This is a genomic window from Herbaspirillum sp. B65, assembly GCF_000333555.1.
GTDB lineage: Bacteria > Pseudomonadota > Gammaproteobacteria > Burkholderiales > Burkholderiaceae_D > Herbaspirillum > Herbaspirillum rubrisubalbicans.
This window is the reverse complement of the sequence record NZ_BADI01000948.1, coordinates 1-7224: the sequence shown is the minus strand read 5'-3', so window position 1 is coordinate 7224 and position 7224 is coordinate 1. Positions and strand designations below refer to the sequence as shown.

Annotated in this window: 7 protein-coding genes; 3 read left to right on the top strand and 4 right to left on the bottom strand. The window is 59.1% G+C overall.

The genetic code is table 11. The features are described 5' to 3' along the window. Positions 1-351: hypothetical protein (locus tag I5W_RS32945; protein ID WP_217284463.1), on the top strand; the 351-nt coding region annotated here is incomplete at its 5' end. Positions 352-450: 99 nt separating this feature from the next. Here the strand turns inward: I5W_RS32945 and gshA are convergent. Continuing rightward, the gene (gene gshA / locus I5W_RS22190) at positions 451-2046 is read right to left on the bottom strand and encodes a glutamate--cysteine ligase (RefSeq protein ID WP_044530871.1); all 1596 of its coding nucleotides are present in this window, start codon (positions 2044-2046) and stop codon (positions 451-453) included. 293 nt (positions 2047-2339) lie between these two features. Here gshA and folD point away from each other — a divergent pair, with 293 nt between their 5' ends. Together folD and I5W_RS22180 are read left to right on the top strand one after the other, a co-directional pair. After that, entirely contained in the window at positions 2340-3185 is an 846-nt protein-coding gene (gene folD / locus I5W_RS22185; RefSeq protein ID WP_044530870.1) for a bifunctional methylenetetrahydrofolate dehydrogenase/methenyltetrahydrofolate cyclohydrolase FolD, read from the top strand. Between the two features lie 69 nt (positions 3186-3254). Further along, positions 3255-5330, top strand: coding sequence for a M3 family metallopeptidase (locus I5W_RS22180; RefSeq protein WP_044530869.1), 2076 nt, complete (start codon positions 3255-3257; stop codon positions 5328-5330). A 457-nt stretch (positions 5331-5787) separates the two neighbouring features. Here the strand turns inward: I5W_RS22180 and I5W_RS22175 are convergent, their stop codons facing one another. The 3 genes from I5W_RS22175 to I5W_RS32940 form a co-directional block, all read right to left on the bottom strand. After that, positions 5788-6432 carry a type VI secretion system amidase effector protein Tae4 gene (locus I5W_RS22175; RefSeq protein ID WP_044530868.1) on the bottom strand — a complete coding sequence of 215 codons (645 nt, stop codon included), beginning with the start codon at positions 6430-6432 and terminating at the stop codon, positions 5788-5790. Beyond that, on the bottom strand, positions 6429-6980 hold the full coding sequence (locus tag I5W_RS22170; protein ID WP_044530867.1) for a PAAR domain-containing protein: 552 nt from the start codon (positions 6978-6980) through the stop codon (positions 6429-6431). Before I5W_RS22170 ends, I5W_RS22175 begins: the two co-directional genes overlap by 4 nt. Continuing rightward, positions 6977-7224 (bottom strand): hypothetical protein (locus I5W_RS32940; RefSeq protein ID WP_044530866.1); only part of this gene is annotated, 248 nt, incomplete at its 5' end. The genes I5W_RS32940 and I5W_RS22170, both read right to left, overlap by 4 nt.

Sequence of the window (7224 nt, the reverse complement as noted above, 5' to 3'; positions counted from 1 at the left end):
TGCAGGAAAAGCCGTCATGTGTTGCCTGTGCTGCAACCCTTCCCGGCCCGTGGGGCAAGGCTTTGGTGGCGCAGCAGGCTTAAATGTACGGTCTTCCAGCCGTGTGGACGACGAATTTTATCAGGGAATTTTCAATTTTCAAATTACGATAATCGATTTCATAATACGAAAATATGCTGCAAAGCGGCATGGATAGCGGCTTCCAGGGCCTCGTATTTTTACTATATCGCCTTGGGAATGGGGTTTTCTTTCCCTGTTTGCAATGCCGCAAATACCTTCAGAACGGCTTTGGAATGCAGTTTTTGCCCGCATGAAGTGAATAAAAAGACATGCCAAAAAGAAAAGACTTAAAGGCAATCAATGAGATCAATGGAATGCGGATGGCAAAACGCCCCGGGCGGTAGACGGGGCGTTATTTTCATTTATTGCTATATATAAATGAATGAACCTTCAGATCGCGATATTTCCCAGGGTACTGGCGCGATAAGCTGCGACAAAGGTATCGAAGTCCCCTTCCTGGGTGCGTTCGATGTCGCGCTGGGCTGCCAGCGAAGCCTGGGCCATGGCGTCGAACTCGGCGCTGCGCTCCGCCGCCAGTGGTCGGGCCAGCAATTCTTCGGCTTGGCGCTGGCTATTGGCCAGGGTGTAGCCGGGGAAGGAATTACCGGCGGCACGGATTTCGCGCAGTACGCGCGCCGACGGCGTGCTGTCGGGGTCGGCCAGCTTGGTGCGCTGGGCCGCCAAACTGTCGCGATGCTGGCTGCCGCCCAGATGGCGGTCCAGCAGCTCGGCCACGGGCGCCATGCGGTCCAGCAATTGATTGCCCCAGTCGGTCAGCACAATGGACTCGCCCTTGCAGTGCAGTTGCAGCCCCGGACGGCGGCCTTCCTTGACGGTGGCCAGGAAGTTGGCACGGTTTTCCGCGCCCTCCTCGTCCGAGGTCAGGCAGCTAGCCTCCAGCGCCAGGAAGTGCAGGAATACGTCCAGGAAGCGCGCCGCCTCCAGGCCGATACCCAGCGGATTGAAGGGGTCGATATCCATGCAGCGCACTTCCACGTATTGCACGCCGCGTGCGGACAGGGCTTGCACCGGGCGCTCGCCGCTATTGATGACGCGCTTGGGACGGATCGAGGAGTAGAACTCGTTTTCGATCTGCAGGATGTTGGTATTGATCTGCACCCATTGGCCATCGCGCTTGGTGCCGATGGCTTCATACGGCGGATAGGGCTGGCTGACCGCGTGCGAGAGGCTGCGGATGTAGGCCGGCAGGTTGTTGTAGTGCGGCGTGATGTTGGCCTGGGCGTGGTTCTGGTAACCCAGGTCGCTCATGCGCAGGCTGGTGCCGTAGGGCAGATAGAGCGTGTCCTCGGATAGCGTCTCCAGCTGGTGCGGGCGGCCGCGCAGGAAATTGGTGGCCACGGCCGGCGAAGCGCCGAACAGATACATCAGCAGCCAGCTATAGCGGCGGAAATTGCGGATCAGGGCAATGTAGCGCTCGGACTGGTAATCACGACGCGACAGCGAGGGATCGACGGTATCGTCTTCGTCGCGCAGGACTTCCCACAAATCTTCACTCAGGGAGAAGTTGTAGTGAATACCGGCGATACATTGCATGGTGCGCCCATAGCGCAGCGCCAGGCCGCGGCGGTAGACATGCTTCAACATGCCGATATGGGAATTGCCGTACCAGGCCAGCGGAATCTGCTCTTCTTCCGGCAGCACGCAGGGCATGGAGGCGTTCCACAGGAATTCCCCCGCCAACCGCGGATAGGCGAAGCGGTGGATCTCATCGAGGCGCTGCAAGGCGTCGGCGATGTCGGGCATGGCCGGGGTGATGAATTCCAGCAGCGCTTCGGAGTAATCGGTGGTGATCAGTTCATTGGTCAGCGCCGAGCCCAGCTCCACCGGATGCGGCGTTTGCGCCAATTGCCCTTGTCGGTCCACCCGCAGCGTCTCTCGTTCCACGCCGCGCAGGCCCTGGCCCAGCAGCGCAAGATGCTGCGGCTGGGAAAGCTGTTGCAGGCGGCGGGTCAGGAGATCGGTCATGCGGTAATCCTTGTATCTTTACAAAATCTATCAGGGGCTGGGATGCTTGGTTGCGGGAGCATAACCGAAATTGCAAATCCCCGTCGTGCGCTGCCCCAAAAGCCGACATGAAGGAAAGTGCAGCACAAAATATTTTCAATCCAGCAATACCACCTTGCTGCCCCACATCTCGTCGGTCCCCTCGCCTGGCTTTATAATCACGGGTTCTGGCGCCTTGCGCCCTTCAGTGGCCCCGGCCTGCCCGGCGCCTTCCTCCCAGCCCAGCCCTTATCCTTATATTTGCCTTATCTGCCATGTCTGCCCAACTGATCGACGGAAACCTGCTCTCCCAACAACTGCGCGCCGAGGTCGCCCAGCGCGCCGCCGCCCTCACCGCCCAAGGCAAGCAACCCGGCCTGGCCGTGATCCTGGTGGGCGACAGCCCGGCTTCCCAGGTCTATGTGCGCAACAAGGTCAAGGCCTGCCAGGACAATGGTCTTCACTCCGTTCTTGAGAAATATGAAGCCTCGATGACGGAAGCCGAGCTGCTGGCCCGCATCGACGCCCTCAACCAGGATCCCAAGATCAACGGCATCCTGGTGCAGCTGCCGCTGCCGGCCCACATCGACGCCCACAAGGTGATCGAAGCCATCGCGCCGGAAAAGGACGTGGACGGTTTCCACGTCAGCAACGCCGGCCTGTTGATGACCGGCCAGCCGCTGTTCCGCCCCTGCACGCCCTATGGCGTGATGAAGATGCTGGAATCGATCGATTACCCGGTGCGCGGCGCCAATGCCGTGGTGGTGGGCGCCTCCAACATCGTCGGCAAGCCGCAGGCGATGTTACTCTTGCAAGCCGGTGCCACCGTCACTATCTGTAACTCCAAGACCCGTGACTTCGGCCACCACACCCGCCAGGCCGACATCCTGGTGGTCGCTACCGGCAAGCGCAATATCGTCACCGCCGACATGGTCAAGCCTGGCGCAGTCGTCATCGACGTTGGCATGAACCGCGATGACAATGGCAAGCTGTGCGGCGACGTCGATTTCGCCAACGCGAAGGAAGTCGCCGGCTGGATCACCCCGGTACCGGGTGGCGTGGGTCCGATGACCATCACCATGCTGCTGGTCAACACCATCGAAGCCGCCGAACGCAACTGATCGGCACGCCCTTAGCGCACCCCCCTCCGGCAGCTTGGCTGCCGGATGTTTATAGAGAAACGAGAGCCCATGACCACCACCGACATCGCCGCCAATCCCCTGCTCGATTTCTCGGGCTATGCCCAGTTCGATGCGATCAAGCCCGAACACGTCACCCCGGCCCTGGACAAGCTGCTGGCCGACGCCAGCCGTCTGGTGACCGAACTGGAAGCGCCGATGGCCGAGGTCACCTGGGACAATTTCGTCGAGCCGCTGGAGTCGGCCACCGAAAAGCTGGGCCGCGCCTGGAGCGTGGTCGGCCACTTGAATGCGGTGATGGACACCCCGGCCCTGCGCGCCACCTACAACGAGAACCAGCCGCGCCTGGTGGAATTCTGGACCGCGCTGGGTCAGAACCTGGCCTTGTTCGAGAAGTACAAGGCGCTGCAGGCCAGCCCGGCCTTCGCCTCCCTGTCGGCGGCGCGCCGCAAGGTAGTGGACAATGCGGTGCGTGACTTCCGCCTGTCCGGCGCCGAACTGCCAGAAGACAAGAAGGAACGCTTCGCCGAGATCCAGGAAAAGCAGGCCATGCTGACCACCCGTTTCTCCGAGAACGTGCTGGACGCGACCAATGATTTCGGCTTGTTCGTGGAAGACGAAGCCGAATTATCGGGGCTTCCGGCCGATGTGAAGCAAGCTGCACGTGCCGCCGCCGAGAAGGACGGCAAGCCCGGCTACAAGTTCACCCTGCACTTCCCCTCTTATTTCCCGGTTCTGCAATATGCAGATAATCGCGCACTGCGCGAGCAGATCTACCGCGCCAACGCCACCAAGGCGTCCGAACTGGGCGCCAAGCCGGAATGGGACAACAGCGCCAACATCGACCAGATCCTGCAACTGCGCAAGGAAGAAGCACAATTGCTGGGCTACACCAACTTCGCCGAAGTCTCGCTGGTGGCCAAGATGGCCAAGTCGCCCAGCGAAGTGATCGCCTTCCTGGAAGACCTGGGCCAGCGTGCCCGCCCCTTCGGTCAGAAGGATTATGAAGAACTGAAGAGCTTCGCCCGCGAAAAGCTGGGCCTGGACGAGCTGAAGGCCTGGGACAGCACCTACGCCTCCGAAAAGCTGCGCGAGCAACGCTATGCCTTCTCGGAACAGGAAGTGAAGCAATATTTCCCCGAGCCCAAGGTGGTCGGCGGCCTGTTCCAGGTGGCGCAGCAACTGTTCGGCGTGCAGATCAAACCCGATACCGCCCCGGTCTGGCACAAGGATGTGAAGTTCTTCCGCATCGAGCGCGACGGCCAACTGGTCGGCCAGTTCTATCTCGACCTGTACGCTCGCTCCGGCAAGCGTGGCGGCGCCTGGATGGACGACGCCCGCGCCCGCCGCCTGACGGCGCAAGGCGTGCAAACCCCGATCGCCTACCTGGTCTGCAATTTCACCGAACCTGCCGTGGTCGATGGTGTGACCAAGCCGGCCCTGTTCACCCATGATGAAGTCATCACCCTGTTCCACGAATTCGGTCATGGCCTGCATCACATGTTGACGCAAGTCGATGAAGTGGGTGTGTCGGGCATTTCCGGCGTGGAATGGGATGCGGTGGAACTGCCCTCGCAGTTCATGGAAAACTTCTGCTGGGAATGGGACGTGCTGCAGCAACTGACCGCCCACGCCGAGACGGGCGAGCCGCTGCCGCGTGCGCTGTACGACAAGATGATCGCCGCCAAGAACTTCCAGTCCGGCCTGCAGATGCTGCGCCAGGTGGAGTTTTCGCTGTTCGACATGCTGATCCACCATGAATATGAAGTCGGTGGCCAGCAGACCGTACAGCAACTGCTCGACAGCGTGCGCGACCGCATCGCCGTAATCCGCCCGCCGGAATTCAATCGCTTCCAGCACTCCTTCTCGCACATCTTCGCGGGTGGTTACGCGGCTGGCTACTACAGCTACAAGTGGGCCGAAGTGCTGTCGGCAGATGCCTACAGCGCCTTCGAAGAGGCGGCTGCCACCAGCGGCAATGTGATCTCGCTGGAAACCGGCCGCCGCTTCCAGCAGGAAATCCTGGCCGTGGGCGGTTCACGTCCGGCTATCGAGTCCTTCAAGGCGTTCCGTGGTCGGGAGCCGAGTATTGATGCGCTGTTGCGGCATAGTGGGATGGCGGCCTGAGTAGACAGTTCTTCAGATGAACGATAAAGCCTTGGCAAAAACCAAGGCTTTATCGTTTTTTGGGGCGTTTTTTCCTGAGGCTACAAGAACTTATTCCTCGTAAATAACCAGATCAGCCGCTAATGCTAATGACATAGCCAACCCACAGTAATATGCCGTGTACTGACACAAGACCGAGAAGTAGAGCGCCCCAAACGATGGTCCGATGACGACGTTTACTGAAAATGAATGCGGTAGCGGCGAACACAATCGACGGGCTGAAATAAAACAAAAATGCTTTTATCTGCTCAGTCAGCGACCACAACTCAGAGCAGTCAAGACCGCATCTGTGAAACTCAGAGCGGCACTGACGCAACCCTGGAAAGAGTTCACATATTTTTGCTTCAGCAACGCCAAGCAATATCAGGCTGGAAAAAACCTAGGACAGCAAACAACAACGCTATAGCGGACCGGCGGATCACTCTACCGCCCAGAACAGAATGACCTTTGAATTCCGTAGGTCAGAATAGCCGTAACGAGTCCCCGGGAAAAACGATTGCCGTCCCAGATAGCGCCCCATCATTACCAAAAAGCTGCCAGCTCCGCTGATGGTCATGCGTGACCCATTCCAAAGATCAATATGCCCGCCGCTTGCATTGGCGGCAGCCTGTCCCTCATGAGTCCAATACGCATGAAACATGATGATCCCTGTACGCCCTTTCACCTTCGACTCCCAATCCTTGCCTGTGATGTCCTCTGGCTGCTTGGGCAAACCGCAGAATGGTTGCAGCTTGAGCCATTCGCCAAGCTCATACGCTCGCACGGCTGCCGGCTTGCCATCCATCATGACACGCCCCAACGCTTTGGCGCCTGGCATCGGCTTGACCGTCTTCTGCGAGAAGGAGCGCATCTGAATGCCCACCTTGTGAAATGTGGCACTGACGCGCAAGGCGCACTGGTTGCTGTAGTCCCCTTTGTCCTCAGGCCCCGGCTTGAAGGGAGCGCCACTCACGTAGTTGTCCCACAGGTCCGAGAATTTCACGACAGGCACGTCAATCTTGCACACCGAGTCCTTGATGGTGTTGGTCCGCACCTTGGCTTGTTGCACCAGAATCTTGCTCATGCTTGCGCCTCTTCCATCTTGATGAGAGCCTCATCTCCCCAATAAACGAGGTATTCATCTTCCCCATAGGTATCAATGCGCGGCAGTTGACCATCGGGCTCGGCCCGGCCAGAGAATGTACGCCCATCCGTCGTCTGGACGTACCAGGGTACGCCTTCGATGGGCGGCGCAATAAGCTGGGGTTGTTCATCGTAGGGGGCTTCGTGTGGCTCCGGCTCTTTGATAGGCATCCAATCGCCCTCGGCGTTGAGAAAGTGCTTTTCGGCGATGGTTTCACCGCTTGAATTGCCCACCCCGTCGATATCGTTGAGCGTAGAGTGCAACGGGCATCCAGCACTGGTCTTCATCCCATGAATCACGCGTGCGCGTCCATTGGTGAGCGTAGAGCGCGTAAATCCATCAGCAATGATGCAGTTCTTGCGGCACGCCACGCGAGCGCCTTGAAACGCATAAGCACGCCCATGGCTGAGGCAAGTCTGGTCGCCTTCGATCACCGTCCCGCCGCAAGCGGCTTTGTCGCCGTAGCGAATCCAACCGATGATCTTCATGCGCGCTCCCCCGCCAGGCCCAGGTAGCCAGCTTGCAGAAGGCCATGCGTGCCGATACCGCCTAAAAAATCGTTTACTTGGCGCAGCCCATTAGATTCCGTGTGTTTCATTTTTGCTCCTTCCGTCAGTTGGCGAACGTCGCCCAACAGCCCATCAGCGCGTCGCCAAGAAGATCCGATGTTTTTGGGTGGAAGGAGTGTAAATTTGGCAACCTGGAAAGCTGCTTCCCTCAAGCAATCAGGCG